Below are 13,419 nucleotides of genomic sequence, written 5' to 3'. Positions count from 1 at the left end.
CGTTTTGCCTTTGTTGACCTTCTTGTTTCCGCGCCTTTGTTACCCTATCTCGTAATTGCATGATTCCCAGGAATTGCGAGCTAGTTCGATGGATACCCTCGTCAGCATGAATGTGTTTCGCTACGTCGTCGAAGTGGGCAGCTTCGTCGGCGCGGCCGAGCGCATGCAGATGTCGGCCGCGATGGCGAGCAAGCACGTGATGCATCTCGAGCAGCAGCTCGGCGCGCGGCTGCTGCATCGTACGACACGACGTGTCGCGCCGACCGAGGCGGGACGCGAATACTATGAGCGCCTCGTGCAGGCGCTGTCGGAACTCGACGAAGCCGGGCAGGCGGTCGGCGCCGCGAGCGTGGTGCCGCAGGGCCGCCTGCGCGTGACGTCGCTGTCCGCGTTCGGATTGCGGCACGTGATGCAGGCCGTCACCGACTATGCGGGCCGGTTCCCGGACGTGACCGTCGACATGACGCTGTCCGATCGCGTGGTCGACCTGATCGAGGAAGGCTACGACGTCGCGGTGCGTGCGGCGCCGAACGGACTGAAATCGTCGTCGCTGGTCGCGCGGCAGATCGCGACCGCGCACATCCTGCTGGTCGCATCGCCCGAGTATCTCGAGAAGCACGGCACGCCTCAGACGATTGCCGATCTCGCGCATCACAACTACCTGCGCCGCGATTCGAATTCGACGATGCTCGATTCGCTGGTGATCGACGCGGCCGCCGCGTCGCGCGTGAACCTGAACGGCAACCTGATCGTGAACCATCTCGAGGGGCTGCGCGCGGCCGTGCTCGCGGGCGCGGGCATCGCGCTGCTCGGCACCGAGGTGGTCGGCGACGACATCGAATCCGGCCGGCTCGTGCCGGTGCTGCTCGACTCCGTGCCGCCGCACGAGGCGCCGATCTATGCGGTGTACGCGAGTCGTCGCCACGTGTCCGCGAAGGTGCGCTCGTTCGTCGACTTCCTCGCCGCACGGTTCGAAGGGCAGTCGCTGTGCCCGTCGATCGAGGCACGCCTGCGCGTGCTGCCGATCACGCGGATCAAGCGCGCGGGCTGACCGGCGCCGCCCGCCCGCGGGCGGACATGAAAAAAGCGCGAGCCGTTGCGGTTCGCGCTTTTTTGTTTTGTCTGAAGTCATGCGCGGCGGTGGCGCAACCCGCCGCCTGCGTCAGCGTGCGATGCCGAGCCGCGCCTTCGCGTCGTCGTACTCGCGCTTCAGCCGCTCGACGAGCGCGCCGACGCTCGGCAGGTCGTCCATCAGGCCGACGCCCTGGCCGGCACCCCAGATGTCCTTCCACGCCTTCGCCTTGTCGCCGCCGAAATTCATCTTCGACTTGTCCGATTCCGGCAGCGCGTCCGGATCGAGGCCGGCTTTCTCGATGCTCTCGCGGATGTAGTTGCCGTGCACGCCGGTGAAGAGGTTCGTGTAGACGATGTCGGACGATTTCGCGTTGAGGATCGCGTGCTTGTAGTCTTCGACCGCGTGCGCTTCCTGCGTCGCGATGAAGCGCGTGCCCATGTACGCGAAGTCGGCACCCATCGCCTGCGCGGCGAGGATCGAGCCGCCGTTCGCGATCGAGCCAGACAGCACGATCGGGCCGTCGAACATCTTGCGCACTTCGCCGACGAGCGCGAACGGCGACGTCGTGCCCGCGTGGCCGCCGGCGCCGGCCGCGACGAGGATCAGCCCGTCGACGCCGGCTTCGAGCGCCTTCTGCGCGTGGCGCAGGTTGATCACGTCGTGCAGCACGATGCCGCCGTAGCCGTGCACCGCGTCGACGATCTCGCGCGACGGCGCGCGCAGGCTCGTGATGAAGATCGGCACCTTGTGCTCGACGCACACGCGCACGTCATGCTCGAGCCGTACGTTCGACTGGTGGACGATCTGGTTGACCGCGATCGGGCCGATCACCGCGTCCGGGTGCTTCGCCTTGTGGTCGGCGAGCTCGGACTGGATCTGCGTGAGCCACTCGTCGAGCAGTTCGGCCGGACGGGCGTTGAGCGCGGGAAACGATCCGACGATACCCGCCTTGCATTGCGCGAGCACGAGTTCGGGGTAGCTGACGATGAACATCGGCGACGCGATGACGGGCAGCGTCAGGTTCTGCAGGACGGCGGGCAATGCCATGTGATGTCTCCAGTCTCGAGGGGCGGCCGGATCCGGCGCGATCGCGCCGGTGCCGGCATCCATGCTTGGCGTTCGAACGGTGTTTCGAGTGTAGCGTTGCAGCAGCGCATTCATATTAATACGAACGGTCGTGCGATTCTACGCGAGCTTAACAAACTGCGCGGCATGGCGACAATCGAGTGAGTGTTCTCTTTCTACGCATTCGGGTATCTGCCGTGCGCAGCAGCGGGCCGGGCGCTCCTACAATAACCGCCATAACAAACCAACGAGAAACAAACCATGTCGTTTGAGGCGTTTGCACCGTTTCGCGTGACGGTGCAGGACACCGACATCTTCGGTGTCAAAGGAGGCGCGGGGCCGCCGCTTCTGCTGCTGCACGGCCATCCGCAGACCCACATGATCTGGCATCGCGTCGCCGCGACGCTGGCGAATCACTTCACGGTGATCGCGACCGACCTGCGCGGCTACGGCGCGTCGGGCAAGCCGCCGAGCGACGCGCGGCACGCGCCGTATTCGAAACGCGCGATGGCGGCCGACCAGGTCGCCGTGATGCGGCATTTCGGCTTCGAGCAATTCCACGTCTGCGCGCACGATCGCGGCGCGCGCGTCGCGCACCGGCTCGCGCTCGATCATCCGGCGGCCGTCGAGCGGATGATGCTGCTCGACATCGCGCCGACGCTCGCCATGTACGAGCAGACCGACCGCGCATTCGCGACCGCGTATTTCCACTGGTTCTTCCTGATCCAGCCGGCGCCGCTGCCCGAAACGCTGATCGAAGGCCGCACCGATGCGTACATCGAGCGCGTGATGGGCAACCGGTCCGCCGGGCTCGCGCCGTTCGCGCCGGCGGCGCTCGCCGCGTATCGCGCCGCGCTCGCGCAGCCGGGCGCCGTGCATGCGATGTGCGAGGACTACCGTGCGTCGGCGACGATCGATCTCGAACACGACCGCGCGGATCTCGAGCGCGGCAACAAGGTCGCGTGTCCGCTGCGCGTGCTGTGGGGCGAGCACGGGATCGTCGGCCGCTGCTTCGATCCGCTCGACGAATGGCGGCGCGTCGCGCGCGACGTCAGCGGCCGCGCGCTCGATTGCGGGCACTACATTCCGGAAGAAGCGCCCGTCGCGCTGATCGACGAGCTGCTCGCGTTCTTCGAGGCGCGCGACGCGGCCGCGTGAGCGGCGCCGGTCGCCGCGGGTAGCGCGGCGCTGGCTGCGCGTCGACGGTCAGTGCCTGGCGCTCAGCGGTGCGCGGCGTCGTCGTCGACGAGCGGTGGCAGGCGGCGCGGCACGGGCGTCGATTTCACAATCGCCGTGCTCGTTTCCGCGCGCTCCGTCACCTTCGACAGGATGTCGTCGAGGTGCTCGATCGTGCGCAGGTAGAGCCGGCAGATGAAGCAGTCCTCGCCGGTCACCTTGTCGCATTCGACGAACTCCGGAATCCGCCGCAATACTTCCTCGACGAGATGCAGCTGCCCCGGCAGCGGCTTCACGCGGACGATCGCCTGCAGCGTGTAGCCGAGCGCGCGCGGGTCGAGCTCGACGGTGAAGCCCGCGATCACACCCTGCGCTTCGAGCCGCCGCACGCGGTCGGCGGTCGCGGGCGCCGACAGCCCGATCTGCCGCGCCAGTTCGCTGGTGGCGATGCGCGCATCCTCGGCGAGCGCCGCGAGGATCGCGCGGTCGGTCGCGTCGAGCGACGCGACGGCGGGCGGGGAAAGGCGTTTCGACATGATCGCTTTTCTTTCGAAGGTGAATCGGTTGTTTCGCTTCAGTTTAGCCGTGGATGCCCGGAAAGCAAGTTCCTAGAATCGAGGTCATCCCCTCTCGTCAAACGGAGTCCATGATGGCCTCGAACGAAATCCGCCGCGGTGCCGCCGAGATGGTCGTCGCGATGATGATGTCCGGCACGATCGGCTGGCTCGTGATGTCGTCGCGGCAACCGCTCACCAACGTCGTGTTCTTCCGCTGCCTGTTCGGCGCCGCGACGCTCGCGATCGTCTGCGCGGCGCTCGGCTTCCTGCGCCGCGCGCTGTTCTCGCCGCGCATGCTCGCGCTCGCGACGCTCGGCAGCGTCGCGATCGTCGCGAACTGGCTGCTGCTGTTCGCCGCGTATTCGCGCGCGTCGATCTCGATGGCGACCGCCGTCTACAACACGCAGCCGTTCATGCTCGTCGCGCTCGGCGCGATCGTGTTCCGCGAACGGATCAGCGCGTCGACGATCGCGTGGCTCGCGCTCGCCTTCATCGGGCTCGTGTGCGTGGTGCGCGTCGAGCCGGCCGTGCTCGCGGTGCCCGGCGAATATCTCGAAGGCGTCGCGCTGTCGCTCGGCGCGGCGTTCCTGTATGCGGTGTCGTCGATCGTCACGAAGCACCTGAAGGGCACGCCGCCGCACCTGCTCGCGCTGCTGCAGGCCGGCCTCGGCATCGTGCTGCTCGCGCCGTTCGCGCACTTCGGCACGTTGCCCGCGACGGCCGCGCAGTGGCTCGACCTCGTCGTGCTCGGCGTCGTGAACACCGGGCTGATGTACGTGCTGCTGTACGGGGCGATCCAGAAGCTGCCGGTCGCGATGACGGGCGCGCTGTCGTTCGTCTATCCGGTCGTCGCGATCATCGTCGATCGCGTCGCGTTCGGGCAGACGCTCGCGTGGACGCAGGTGCTCGGCGCGCTCCTGATCCTGCTGGCGGCGGCCGGCGTGAACCTCGGCTGGCGCATCGTGCCCGCGCGTCGCGCGGCGGTCGGCAACTGAAACGGTCGTGCGATTCGGCTTGCCGCTTCGGCTCGCCGCCAACGCCTGTCGCCGCCACATCCGGGAACGAGAATTGCGCGCGAAAAATGCCGTAAGAAGTTGTAGGGAAACACCCGATGCGACGCTGCCGCGTCGCTCGTATGATGCGGGCTGTGACGTTGATCACGTTCACAGGATTCCGATCTCATGCCGTTCGCCAGACAGGCCGAACGGCATTTTTTTATGCGCCGCTCCGCGCGAGCAGGCGCCGCCGCGCGTCGAGCCGCGCGAGCAACGCGCGTCTCGCGTCGTCGTCCGACGCGCGCCATCCCTTGATCTCGTCACGCGTGCGCAGGCAGCCCGCGCACCAGTCGGTGCGCGGGTCGATCCTGCATACGTCGGTGCACGGCGAGGCGACCGTGCCGACCGGTACCGGCACGTCGCTCATGCGTCGTTGCGCAGCGCGACGTCGGCGACCGGCGCGCCCGTCAGCGAGACGAGTTCCTGCGGCGACAGGTTGAACACCGCGTGCGGATGGCCGGCGGCCGCCCACAGGCTGTCCAGCTCGAGGAGGTCGGCGTCGATCAGCGTGACCGGATCGACGAGATGGCCGATCGGGCAGACGCCGCCGATCGCGTAGCCGGTGTTGTCGCGCACGAACTTCGCGTCGGCGCGGCCGACCGCGCCGACCTGGGCAGCGACCTTCTTCTCGTCGACGCGGTTCACGCCGCTCGCGACGACGAGCACCGGCAGGCCGTCCGATTCGCGGCGAAACAGGATCGACTTCGCGATCTGCGCGACGGCGCAGCCGAGCCCGGCCGCGGCCTCGGCGGAGGTCTTGCCGGTTTCGGCGAGCATCACGATCCCTTTGGCATGCCCGCGCTCGCGCAGCAGCAGCGCGACGCGTCGCGCGGAATCGGGGAGAGAGTCGAATGAAGCGGGTGTCGTCATGGGGAATCCGTGAATGTCGGGGTCAGACGCAGCTCGGCGCGTCGGCCGCGCTCTGCGCCTTGGCGAGCAGCGCGCGACCGGCGCGCGACACGTTCGCCCGGCCGATCGCGTTCGAGATGAAGTCGCCGGCGGCGACCACCTGCGCGAGATCGATGCCGGTGTCGATGCCGAGGCCCTGCATCAGGTACAGCACGTCCTCGGTCGCGACGTTGCCGGTCGCGCCCTTCGCGTACGGGCAGCCGCCGAGGCCGGCGACCGACGCGTGGAAGATCTCGATCCCTTCGAACAGCGCCGCGTAGATGTTCGCGAGCGCCTGGCCGTAGGTGTCGTGGAAGTGGCCCGACAGCCGTTCGCGCGGGAACACGCGCGTGACGGCCGAGAGCACTTCGCGCGTGCGCTTCGGCGTGCCGACGCCGATCGTGTCGGCGATGTCGATCTCGTCGCAGCCGAGCGCGGCAAAGCGTTCGACGACGTCGACGACCGAGGCGACCGGCACCTCGCCCTGGTACGGGCAGCCGAGCGTGCACGACACGCTGCCGCGCAGTCGCAGGCCGGCATCCTTCGCGGCCTTCGCGACCGGCTCGAAGCGCGCGATGCTCTCGGCGATGCTGCAGTTGATGTTGCGCTGCGAGAACGCCTCGCTCGCCGCGCCGAAGATCACCACTTCGTCGGCGCGTGCGGCGAGCGCATTCTCGAAGCCTTTCAGGTTCGGCGTGAGCACCGAATACACGGTGCCCGGGCGACGCTCGATGCCGGCCATCACGTCCGCACCGTCGGCCATCTGCGGTACCCATTTCGGCGACACGAACGACGCGGCCTCGACATTGCGGAAGCCGGCGCGCGACAGCCGGTCGATGAGCGCGATCTTCACGTCGGTCGGCACGAAGGTCTTTTCGTTCTGCAGCCCGTCGCGCGGGCCGACTTCGACGATCTTGACGGCGGTGGGGAACGTCATGGTTGTCTCCAGTTTTGTGTAGGGCGGAATTCAGTAGCCGCGCGCGTAGTCGACGATGCCGCCGACGCGCTCGCCGCGCTCGAGCGCGCGGATCTTGCCGGCGATCTGTTCGACGGCTTCGTCGCGCAGCGTCTCGGCCGAACTGTGCGGCGTGATCGTGATGCGCGGCGCGTGCCAGAACGGATGATCGACCGGCAGCGGCTCGTGCTGGAACACGTCGAGCGTCGCGGCGGCGACCCGGCCGCTCGCGAGCGCGTCTAGCAGGTCGGCTTCGACGAGATGCGCGCCGCGTGCGACGTTCACCAGGTACGCGCCCGGCGCCAGCTTTGCGAAGGTCCGTGCGGACAGGATCCCGTCGGTATCGGGCGTGCTCGGCAGCAGGTTCACGAGCACCTTCGCGCCGTCGATGCACGCGTCGAACGCGCCGTCGCCCGCGAAGGTCTCGACACCGTCGAGCTGCTTCGGGTTGCGGCTGTAGCCGCGCACGGGCAGGCCGAGCGCGGCGAGTGCCTGCGCGACCTGCGCGCCGAGCACGCCGAGGCCGAGCACCGCGACGGTGAAGCGCGCGCGCGGATGCGGCTCGAGCACCTGCCAGCGGCGCTCGCGCTGCAGCGCTTCGTATTCGTCGAAGCGGCGCAGGTAGCGCAGCGCCGCGTGCGTCACGTATTCGATCATCTGCCGCGCCATGCCCGAATCCTCGAGGCGCACCAGCGGCACGTCGCGCGGCAGCGTGCCGGGATGCGCGCGGTCGAGCGCGAGCAGCGCATCGACGCCCGCGCCGAGGTTGAAGATCGCGCGCAGGCCGTCGCGCGGCGCGAACAGCTCGCGCGGCGCGTGCCACACGAGCGCGTAGTCGGCGGCGGCCGTGTCGCCCGGCTGCCACGCGCGCAGCTCGGCGTCGGGCAGCGCCCGCGCGATCGCGTCGCGCCATGCGCCGGCTTCCTGGTGCGGCGAGTAGAACAGGATCTTCATGCGCCTACTTCGCGAACAGCTGGCCGATGTCCGCGAACGCCTTGAACTCGAGCGCGTTGCCGCACGGATCGAGGAAGAACATCGTCGCCTGCTCGCCGACCTCGCCCTTGAAGCGGATGTGCGGCTCGATCACGAAGCGCGTATTTGCGGCCTTCAGTCTGTCGGCGAGCGCATGCCATTCGTCCATCGACAGGACGACGCCGAAATGGCGCACGGGCACGTCGTCGCCGTCGACCGGATTCACCGCGCTTTTGCCGGTTTCGTCCGGCGCGAGGTGCGCGACGAGCTGGTGGCCGAAGAAGTCGAAGTCGACCCAGTGTTCGGAGCTGCGGCCCTCGGGGCAGCCGAGCAGGCCGCCGTAGAAGGCGCGCGCGCCGGCGAGGCTCGACACGGGAAAGGCGAGATGGAACGGGCGCAGCGCGCCGGCGGGCGTAGTGGACATCGGGCGTCTCCTGTCGATCGGACCCGGCGCGGGGCGCCCCGGTGCGATCCGATGCATGGCAAGCGGGAAGCCCACATTCTACGGTTTCGCGGCGCGTTGCGCCGCCGCGAGGCCGCGCCGGCCCGCGCAGGTGGTCGTCCCGGTCGCCGTCTCGCGCACAAGCAAAGCACAAAATATTGGTTCGGCCGCCGCGCGCGCCACGCCACAATCGAACCTCGTCTCCAAGCAAAGCAAGCGAGGGCAATCATGCGCGCATGCAGCAAATCGGCGTGGCCGCCGCGGCTCGTGACCGTTCCGGGCCTGCACGGCAGCGAAGGCGCCCACTGGCAGACCTGGCTGGAGCGGCAGTTCCCGCGTTCGCTGCGGGTCGAACAGGCCGACTGGGATGCCCCCGATCTCGCGCGCTGGGCGCAGTCCGTGCGCGCGCTGCTCGACCGCGAGCGCGGCCCGTTCGTGCTGGCCGCGCACAGTTTCGGCTGCCTCGCGGCCGCTCATGCGCTCGCGCAATGGCCACAAGCGGCCGACGTCGCGGGCGTGCTGCTCGTCGCACCGGCCAGTCCGAGGAAATTCACGTTTGCCGGGCCGTTCGACGCGCGCCGGCTCGCGGTGCCGTCGATCGTGATCGGCAGCGAGACCGATCCGTGGATGCCGCTTGCCGATGCGCGCACGCTCGCGCAGCGGCTCGGCAGCGCGTTCGTGAACCTCGGCGACGCGGGGCACATCAACACCGCGGCCGGTTTCGGGCCGTGGCCGCGCGCGAAGTACTTCATCGACACGCTGGTGCATTGCGCGGCGCCGCTGCGCTTTCGCGACGCGGACGACGGCTTCGACGCCGCGCTCGTCGACCGCGCGCTCGCGCACGCGATCTGACACTCACGGGCACGCGCTGCGCGGCGAGTGCCGCGCACCGTCGTGCCGCCGTGCTTACGACGCGGCGACCGGCCGCACCGCGGCCGGATCCGAGAAGCTCGACCGGCCGTTCTCGACGTGGCCCGCGAAGCGGCGCGAGAACGTGCCGTTCGCGCTGTCGCTCACCGTCACGTCATACCAGTGGTGGCTCGACGCGAGCGCCCATTGCTCGACGTGCTCGTCGCCGCCGTGCAGCGTGACCTGCCGCGACGGCGCGCCGTATGCGTTGTCGGTCAGCGTCAGCGTCGCGTGACCGCTGCCGTGGTTGCGCAGCTTCAGGTACAGGTTGCCGTTCGCGATGTCGTAGCCGGCCTTCACCTCCGGCTGCGCCTGGTTGCGGCGGCGCGCGGTCGCGGCCGACACGTTGCCCGCGAACATCCGCACGAAGCCGTTCGGCCCGTACACCGAGAACGCATACGCGCCGTTCGCCTCCGTCAGGTCGAAGTCCGCGTGCAGCACGCGGCGCGCGCCGACCGTGTAGCGCCACGGGCCGTCGGTGCGGTTCGTCGCGTACACCTGGAAGTGCGCGCCCTGGTTGCCGCGGTTCGCGAACTCGATGCGCAGCGTGTTGCCGCCGTAGATGCTCGCGTTTACATGCAGTTCGTACGGCAGCGCGCGCGCGGGCCGCACGCCGGGCTCCTGCGGATCGATCGGCGACGGCGTCGCGGGCACGGTCGGCGCCGGTTGCGACGTGCATTGCTGGTCGGCGATCGAACGGTACTGGCTCGTATCGGGCAGTGTCGGGAACGTCGCGTCGGACGAGCGGAAGTCGAACGCGGCGGTGAGGTTGCCGCAGACGGTCCGGCGCCACGGCGTGATGTTCGGCTCGTCGACGCCGAAGCGTTCGCCGATGAAGCGGATCACCGACGTGTGGTCGAACACCTGCGAGCACACGAAGCCGCCCTTCGACCACGGCGACACGACCGTCATCGGCACGCGCGGCCCGAGGCCGTACGGCAGCCCGTCGGCCGTGTAGCTGCCGCCGCGGCCGGGATTCACGACCGTATGCAGCTCGCCGTCGGTCGTCACGGTCGATGCGCCCTGCGCGGCCGACGTCGGCGGCTGCGGCGGCACGACGTGATCGAAGAAGCCGTCGTTTTCGTCGTACATGATGAACAGCACGGTCTTCGCCCACACGTCCGGATTCGACGTCAGCGCGTCGAGGATCTGCGACGTGTAGTTCGCGCCGTACGCGGGCGTGTACTTCGGATGCTCGGAGAACACCGCGGGCGGAAGCAGCCACGACACCTGCGGCAGCCGGTCGTTGATCACGTCGTCCTTCAGGTTGTCGAGCGTGCGCACCGTCTGCGCGCGCTGGTACAGGGACGAGCCCGGCTTCGCGTTGATGAAGTTCGTGAAGTTCTGCAGGATGTTCGTGCCGTAGTTGCCGTTGTACGGATCGGCCCACGTGAGCCCCTGCTGGTAGATCTGCCACGACACGCCGCGCGCCTCGAGCCGTTCGGGGAAGGTCGTCCACGACAACAGCTGGTACGCGGGCGGCAGGTCGCCGTCGACGTAGTCGGCGTTGTCGAGCAGCGGGCCGCCGAACTTGCCGGTCGGGTCGACCGTGCCCGTCATCAGGTACGAACGGTTCGGGTGCGTCGGCCCCGGCAGCGAGCAGAAGTAGTTGTCGCACACGGTGAACGCATCGGCGAGCGCGTAGTGGAACGGGATGTCCTCGCGCACGTGATAGCCCATCGTCATGTCGGTCTTGTTCGCGGGCCACTGGTCGTAGCGGCCGCCGTCGATCGCCGCGTGGGTCTTCGCCCACGAGTGGTCGAGCGCGCCGAGGCACTGTGCGCTGGTCGTCTTCGTGTCGAGCCGGAACGGCAGCACGGGTTTCGTCGGGTCTTCCTTCGACGGCTGGTACCACACCGGCTTGCCGTTCGGCAGCGGGATCGGGAAGCGGTCGTTGTAGCCGCGCACGCCGCGCAGGTGTCCGAAGTAATGGTCGAACGAGCGGTTCTCCTGCATGAACACGACGATGTGCTGGACATCGCGGATCGTGCCGGTGCCGCGCGCGGCCGGAATCGCGAGCGCGCGGCGGATCGATTCGGGGAACGCGTTGAGCGCGACGGCCGCGCCCGCTGACTGTGCGACGGTATGCAGGAAACGGCGGCGGCTGGATGACGTCATGTTATTTCACCTCGGTTCTGCGATCGGGGAGGACGGGGACAGGGCCAGGAACGGCGGGATCAGTGCGGCGACGATGCGGCGACGCCGGATGCGCCCGCGTTCGTCGCCGGCTTGGCGTCGTCGTCATCGTCGGGCGGGTAGTGGACGACGGGCGGCGCGAGCGGTGCGGCATCGGACGCGGCGGCGTTCGCGCCCGCGTCGCTGTTGAATGCGCTCGCGGAGCCGGACGATGCGCCGGCCTGTTGCGAGGCGTCGGCCGCGTGCGCGTCGTGCGGCGCGTCGTCGCTGCAGGCGGCGACGAAGGCGGCGGCACATAGAACGACGACGAGGGCAACGCGATGCATGACTTCTCTCCTGGCAGGCGGATCGGGAAACGTTTTCGAGTATGCCGACGCGATGCGACGATTCGGTGAATCGTTTGCGACCGGAGCACGATCGCGAACGGCTTTCGTCGAGCCGACTAAATGCTTTCGCGCGCTTTGCCGCGCAGGCGGGCGCCGTGTTTCAGCGTCGCGGCGTCCTGCGCCGCACTTCGCTGCGCAGCCAGTCGAGCCACGTGCGGATCGCTGCTTCGTGCGGATGATCGGGGCGCCACACCACGTAATGCGCATACACGTCGGTCACGCGCACCGTCGACACGCGTACGAGCATGCCGGCCGCAAGTTCGGGTTCGATCAGCGAGCGGCGCGCGAGCGCGACGCCGCGTCCTTTCAGCGTCGCGTCGATCAATGCGTTCGCATCGGTGAAGCGCGGCGTACGCGCGGATTCGGTGAGGTCGAGCCGTGCCGCCTGGAACCACGGTTCCCACGGCTGCGCGGGATGGCGCAGCAGCGTCGCGCGCACGAGATCGGCCGGCGCGCGCGGCGCGATGCCGTCGCGATTGCGATACGCGGGGCTCGCGACCGGAAAGATCGTCTCGTTCATCAGCTTCTCGGCGACGACACCCGGCCAGGTGCCGGGCCCGTAGCGCAGCGCGACGTCGATGCGGTCGCGCTTGCGCAGCGGCGCGAGCGCCGCGTCCGGATGCAGCACGATCGCGATGTGCGGATGCGCGGCCGCGAAGCGCGGCAGGCGCGGCGCAAGCCAGCGTTCGGCGACGCTCGGCAGCACGCTCACGTTCAGCGTGACGTCGCGGGTGCGCGGGCGGCTGCGCACGGCGAGCGCCGGCTCGAACGCGCGTTCGAGCACGCTCAGGCCCTGGCGCACCTGCAGCACGAGCGCATGCGCGGCATGCGTCGGCGTCGCGCCGTTGCGCTCGCGCGTGAACAGCGGATGGCCGAGCTGCGCTTCGAGCGCGCGGATGTGCTGGCTGACCGCGCCCTGCGTGAGCGCGAGTTCGTCGGCCGCGCGCGTGAAGCTCTGCAGCCGCACGGCGGCTTCGAACGCACGCAGCGTCTGCAGCGGAGGGAGGTGGATGCGTCGCATCACGCATTAGTAGCACTCATGCCCGAGCACGACAATTCATCGTTTGCGGCGGCGGGCCGTGCGTTCCTACACTCGGTTCCGTTTTTCGACAGGCCCGCCGGGCAACGCCATCATGAACGCATATCGTCTCTATCTTTCGCCGGGCGCGTGTTCGCTCGCCACCCACATCGCGCTCGAGGAAACCGGCGCGCCGTTCGACGTCGAGATCGTGTCCGTGCGCGAGCAGCAGAACCTCGGCGCGCGCTATCTCGCGATCAACCCGAAGGCGCGCGTGCCCGTGCTCGCGATTCCGGGCGAGCCGCGCATGCTGACCGAAACGCCCGCGATCCTCACGTATCTCGCGCGCCGCCATCCGGATGCGCAGTTGCTGCCGCTCGACGATCCGCTGCGCGAGGCGCGCTGTCACGAATGGCTCGCCTGGCTGGTCGGCTGGGTGCACGGCGTCGGCTACGGCATGCTGTGGCGGCCGGGGCGCTTCGTTGGGGATCCTGCGCTGCACGGTGCGATCAGCGCGCACGGGCGCGAGCTGATCGATGCCGCGAACGCAACGATCGAAGCCGCGCTCGCCGACGGCCGCACGTGGGCCGAGCCGGGTGGCCATTCGATCGTCGATCCGTTCCTGCTGGTGCTGTATCGCTGGGGCGTCGCGATCGGGCTCGACATGACGCGGCATCCCGCGTGGACCGCGCATGCGCAGCGCGAGGCCGGGCGGCCGGCCGCGCGGCGCGCGCTGGCGCGCGAGACGGCATGACGGTGCGCGGCCGTTGCGCGGCCGTCGCGGC

General features: G+C 69.1%; 15 protein-coding genes. 5 read left to right on the top strand and 10 right to left on the bottom strand.

Annotated features, from left to right (window positions below):
• The first annotated feature begins 88 nt into the window (after positions 1-88).
• Positions 89-1,051 carry a LysR family transcriptional regulator gene (locus DIE23_RS32265; RefSeq protein ID WP_124616021.1) on the top strand — a complete coding sequence of 321 codons (963 nt, stop codon included), beginning with the start codon at positions 89-91 and terminating at the stop codon, positions 1,049-1,051.
• A gap of 111 nt (positions 1,052-1,162) precedes the next feature.
• Here DIE23_RS32265 and DIE23_RS32260 read toward each other — a convergent pair whose 3' ends face one another.
• Positions 1,163-2,122: a nitronate monooxygenase family protein gene (locus DIE23_RS32260; protein WP_124616019.1), complete on the bottom strand. Its 960-nt coding sequence runs from the start codon at positions 2,120-2,122 to the stop codon at positions 1,163-1,165.
• A gap of 279 nt (positions 2,123-2,401) precedes the next feature.
• Here DIE23_RS32260 and DIE23_RS32255 point away from each other — a divergent pair, with 279 nt between their 5' ends.
• Positions 2,402-3,298 (top strand): alpha/beta fold hydrolase, encoded by an 897-nt coding sequence (locus tag DIE23_RS32255; protein ID WP_124616017.1) that lies wholly within the window; start codon positions 2,402-2,404, stop codon positions 3,296-3,298.
• 62 nt (positions 3,299-3,360) lie between these two features.
• Here the strand turns inward: DIE23_RS32255 and DIE23_RS32250 are convergent, their stop codons facing one another.
• Positions 3,361-3,852, bottom strand: a complete 492-nt coding sequence (locus DIE23_RS32250) for an Lrp/AsnC family transcriptional regulator (RefSeq protein ID WP_124616015.1) — start codon at positions 3,850-3,852, stop codon at positions 3,361-3,363.
• Between the two features lie 113 nt (positions 3,853-3,965).
• Between DIE23_RS32250 and DIE23_RS32245 the strand changes: the two genes are divergently transcribed.
• Positions 3,966-4,868 carry a DMT family transporter gene (locus DIE23_RS32245; RefSeq protein WP_124616013.1) on the top strand — a complete coding sequence of 301 codons (903 nt, stop codon included), beginning with the start codon at positions 3,966-3,968 and terminating at the stop codon, positions 4,866-4,868.
• Positions 4,869-5,088: 220 nt separating this feature from the next.
• Here DIE23_RS32245 and DIE23_RS32240 read toward each other — a convergent pair whose 3' ends face one another.
• The 5 genes from DIE23_RS32240 to DIE23_RS32220 are packed head-to-tail and all read right to left on the bottom strand — an operon-like array spanning position 5,089 to position 8,167.
• Positions 5,089-5,295 (bottom strand): DUF1289 domain-containing protein, encoded by a 207-nt coding sequence (locus DIE23_RS32240; protein WP_006762224.1) that lies wholly within the window; start codon positions 5,293-5,295, stop codon positions 5,089-5,091.
• Positions 5,292-5,798: a YbaK/EbsC family protein gene (locus tag DIE23_RS32235; RefSeq protein ID WP_124616011.1), complete on the bottom strand. Its 507-nt coding sequence runs from the start codon at positions 5,796-5,798 to the stop codon at positions 5,292-5,294. Before DIE23_RS32235 ends, DIE23_RS32240 begins: the two co-directional genes overlap by 4 nt.
• A 22-nt stretch (positions 5,799-5,820) precedes the next feature.
• The gene (locus DIE23_RS32230; protein WP_124616009.1) at positions 5,821-6,753 is read right to left on the bottom strand and encodes a hydroxymethylglutaryl-CoA lyase; all 933 of its coding nucleotides are present in this window, start codon (positions 6,751-6,753) and stop codon (positions 5,821-5,823) included.
• A 30-nt stretch (positions 6,754-6,783) separates the two neighbouring features.
• Complete coding sequence (locus DIE23_RS32225; RefSeq protein ID WP_124616007.1) at positions 6,784-7,725, bottom strand: glyoxylate/hydroxypyruvate reductase A; 942 nt, start codon at positions 7,723-7,725, stop codon at positions 6,784-6,786.
• A 4-nt stretch (positions 7,726-7,729) separates the two neighbouring features.
• Positions 7,730-8,167, bottom strand: a complete 438-nt coding sequence (locus DIE23_RS32220) for a VOC family protein (RefSeq protein ID WP_185646578.1) — start codon at positions 8,165-8,167, stop codon at positions 7,730-7,732.
• A 246-nt stretch (positions 8,168-8,413) separates the two neighbouring features.
• On the opposite strand from DIE23_RS32220, the gene DIE23_RS32215 reads away from it, so the two are divergent.
• Positions 8,414-9,037 carry an alpha/beta hydrolase gene (locus tag DIE23_RS32215; RefSeq protein WP_124616005.1) on the top strand — a complete coding sequence of 208 codons (624 nt, stop codon included), beginning with the start codon at positions 8,414-8,416 and terminating at the stop codon, positions 9,035-9,037.
• A gap of 54 nt (positions 9,038-9,091) precedes the next feature.
• On the opposite strand, the gene DIE23_RS32210 is transcribed toward DIE23_RS32215, so the two are convergent.
• The 3 genes from DIE23_RS32210 to DIE23_RS32200 all read right to left on the bottom strand — a co-directional run bounded on the left by DIE23_RS32210 (position 9,092) and on the right by DIE23_RS32200 (position 12,637).
• Positions 9,092-11,212: a phosphocholine-specific phospholipase C gene (locus DIE23_RS32210; RefSeq protein ID WP_124616003.1), complete on the bottom strand. Its 2,121-nt coding sequence runs from the start codon at positions 11,210-11,212 to the stop codon at positions 9,092-9,094.
• Positions 11,213-11,271: 59 nt separating this feature from the next.
• Positions 11,272-11,556 carry a hypothetical protein gene (locus tag DIE23_RS32205; protein ID WP_124616001.1) on the bottom strand — a complete coding sequence of 95 codons (285 nt, stop codon included), beginning with the start codon at positions 11,554-11,556 and terminating at the stop codon, positions 11,272-11,274.
• Between the two features lie 160 nt (positions 11,557-11,716).
• On the bottom strand, positions 11,717-12,637 hold the full coding sequence (locus DIE23_RS32200) for a LysR substrate-binding domain-containing protein (RefSeq protein WP_124615999.1): 921 nt from the start codon (positions 12,635-12,637) through the stop codon (positions 11,717-11,719).
• Positions 12,638-12,749: 112 nt separating this feature from the next.
• Here DIE23_RS32200 and DIE23_RS32195 point away from each other — a divergent pair, with 112 nt between their 5' ends.
• On the top strand, positions 12,750-13,388 hold the full coding sequence (locus tag DIE23_RS32195) for a glutathione S-transferase family protein (RefSeq protein WP_124615997.1): 639 nt from the start codon (positions 12,750-12,752) through the stop codon (positions 13,386-13,388).
• Positions 13,389-13,419: the final 31 nt, after the last annotated feature.

This window comes from Burkholderia sp. Bp9143, assembly GCF_003853645.1.
GTDB lineage: Bacteria > Pseudomonadota > Gammaproteobacteria > Burkholderiales > Burkholderiaceae > Burkholderia.
The sequence above is the reverse complement of the archived record's forward strand: the minus strand, read 5'-3'. Positions and strand labels throughout refer to the sequence as shown.

Bases quoted from the DNA above. Each gene is read 5' to 3' on its own strand.
- DIE23_RS32265 (WP_124616021.1), top strand. From the start codon at position 89: ATGGATACCCTCGTCAGCATGAATGTGTTTCGCTACGTCGTCGAAGTG.
- DIE23_RS32260 (WP_124616019.1), bottom strand. From the start codon at position 2,122: ATGGCATTGCCCGCCGTCCTGCAGAACCTGACGCTGCCCGTCATCGCG.
- DIE23_RS32255 (WP_124616017.1), top strand. From the start codon at position 2,402: ATGTCGTTTGAGGCGTTTGCACCGTTTCGCGTGACGGTGCAGGACACC.
- DIE23_RS32250 (WP_124616015.1), bottom strand. From the start codon at position 3,852: ATGTCGAAACGCCTTTCCCCGCCCGCCGTCGCGTCGCTCGACGCGACC.
- DIE23_RS32245 (WP_124616013.1), top strand. From the start codon at position 3,966: ATGGCCTCGAACGAAATCCGCCGCGGTGCCGCCGAGATGGTCGTCGCG.
- DIE23_RS32240 (WP_006762224.1), bottom strand. From the start codon at position 5,295: ATGAGCGACGTGCCGGTACCGGTCGGCACGGTCGCCTCGCCGTGCACC.
- DIE23_RS32235 (WP_124616011.1), bottom strand. From the start codon at position 5,798: ATGACGACACCCGCTTCATTCGACTCTCTCCCCGATTCCGCGCGACGC.
- DIE23_RS32230 (WP_124616009.1), bottom strand. From the start codon at position 6,753: ATGACGTTCCCCACCGCCGTCAAGATCGTCGAAGTCGGCCCGCGCGAC.
- DIE23_RS32225 (WP_124616007.1), bottom strand. From the start codon at position 7,725: ATGAAGATCCTGTTCTACTCGCCGCACCAGGAAGCCGGCGCATGGCGC.
- DIE23_RS32220 (WP_185646578.1), bottom strand. From the start codon at position 8,167: ATGTCCACTACGCCCGCCGGCGCGCTGCGCCCGTTCCATCTCGCCTTT.
- DIE23_RS32215 (WP_124616005.1), top strand. From the start codon at position 8,414: ATGCGCGCATGCAGCAAATCGGCGTGGCCGCCGCGGCTCGTGACCGTT.
- DIE23_RS32210 (WP_124616003.1), bottom strand. From the start codon at position 11,212: ATGACGTCATCCAGCCGCCGCCGTTTCCTGCATACCGTCGCACAGTCA.
- DIE23_RS32205 (WP_124616001.1), bottom strand. From the start codon at position 11,556: ATGCATCGCGTTGCCCTCGTCGTCGTTCTATGTGCCGCCGCCTTCGTC.
- DIE23_RS32200 (WP_124615999.1), bottom strand. From the start codon at position 12,637: ATGCGACGCATCCACCTCCCTCCGCTGCAGACGCTGCGTGCGTTCGAA.
- DIE23_RS32195 (WP_124615997.1), top strand. From the start codon at position 12,750: ATGAACGCATATCGTCTCTATCTTTCGCCGGGCGCGTGTTCGCTCGCC.